Source organism: Methylobacterium sp. D54C, assembly GCF_053345595.1.
In genome coordinates, this window is sequence record NZ_JBKFAK010000085.1 from 1 (window position 1) to 1,288 (window position 1,288).

Consider the following 1,288-nt stretch of genomic DNA (forward strand, 5'->3'; position numbering starts at 1 on the left):
GACCCGCCGCGCACGGCGACCGAGCGGCGCCTCGCCGATCTCTGGGCCGCGGTGCTCGGCCTGCCCGGCCCCGACGCCGTCGCCCGGTCCGACACCTTCTTCGAGCGCGGCGGCGATTCCATCCTCGCCCTCCAGCTCGTCACGCGCGCCCGTCAGGCCGGCCTGACGCTCACCCCCCGCGACGTGTTCACCCACCAGAGCCTCGCCGCCCTCGCCGCGCACGCCGAGCGCCAGGGCGCGCGCCCGGCGCTCCCCGCGCGCGACGCGGCGACCGATCCGGGCCTCGAGGCCGGCCCGGTGCCGCTGACCCCGATCCAGAGCTGGTTCCTGGCCGCGCCGATGCCGCGGCGCGCGCACTGGAACATGGCCGTGCTGCTCGTCCCGCGGGCGCGCCTCGCGGCGGACCGCGTCGCGGAGGCGCTCGCCGCGCTGTCCACCGCCCATCCGGCCCTGCGGCTGCGCTTCGCGCAGGCGGACGACGGCGGCTGGCGGCAGACCTGCACCGCTGCCGACGCCGTCGCGGCCGCCGGGTCGCTGTGGCGCCGCGAGGCCCGGGACGCGGCCGCTCTGGCGGCGCTGGCCGAGGCCGCGCAGACGAGCCTCGACCTCGCCCGCGGGCCGGTGCTGCGCGCCGTCCTGGTCGATCCGGCCCCGGACGGCGGGCAGCGCCTCCTCCTCGTCGCCCACCACCTCGTGGTCGACGCCGTCTCCTGGCGCATCCTGGTGGCGGATCTCGCCCTGGCCCTCGCGGGACGGACCCTGCCGGCGCCCGCGACCTCCTTCCCCGCCTGGGCCCGGCACCTCGACGCCCTGGCCCGGGATCCGGCCGAGGCCGACCGCCGCCGCGCCTGGGCCGAGGCCTGGACGGCGCAGCTCGCGCCGCCCGCATGCGGCCTCGAACCTGCCCGGCCCGACGCCCCCAACGTCGAATCCGCCCAGACCGAGATCGCCGACAGCGTCGACGCCGACACCACCGACGCCTTCCTGCGCCGGGCCGGCCGGCCCTACCGCACGCGCCCCGACGAACTCCTGCTCGCGGCGCTCGCGGTGGCGGTGTCGCGCCGCTGCGGCGGACGAGCCGTGCGCGTCGTGCTCGAGGGCCACGGTCGCGATGCCGACGCCCTGGCGGACAGCTTGGCGGATGCGGCCGGCGAGGCGGCGCGCCACGACCTGAGCCGGACGGTGGGCTGGTTCACCACGCTGGTGCCGCTGCGGCTCGATCCCCTCGGCGGCGAACCGGACCTGCCGCCGGACCTGCCGCCGGACGACGCCGCCCGCGGCCACGCCC

Annotated in this window: 1 protein-coding gene; it reads left to right on the plus strand. The window is 79.4% G+C overall.

Features of this window, described 5'->3' with window-relative positions; translation table 11 throughout:
- Positions 1 to 1,288: condensation domain-containing protein (locus ACLBYB_RS32595; RefSeq protein ID WP_447701351.1), on the plus strand; the 1,288-nt coding region annotated here is incomplete at both ends.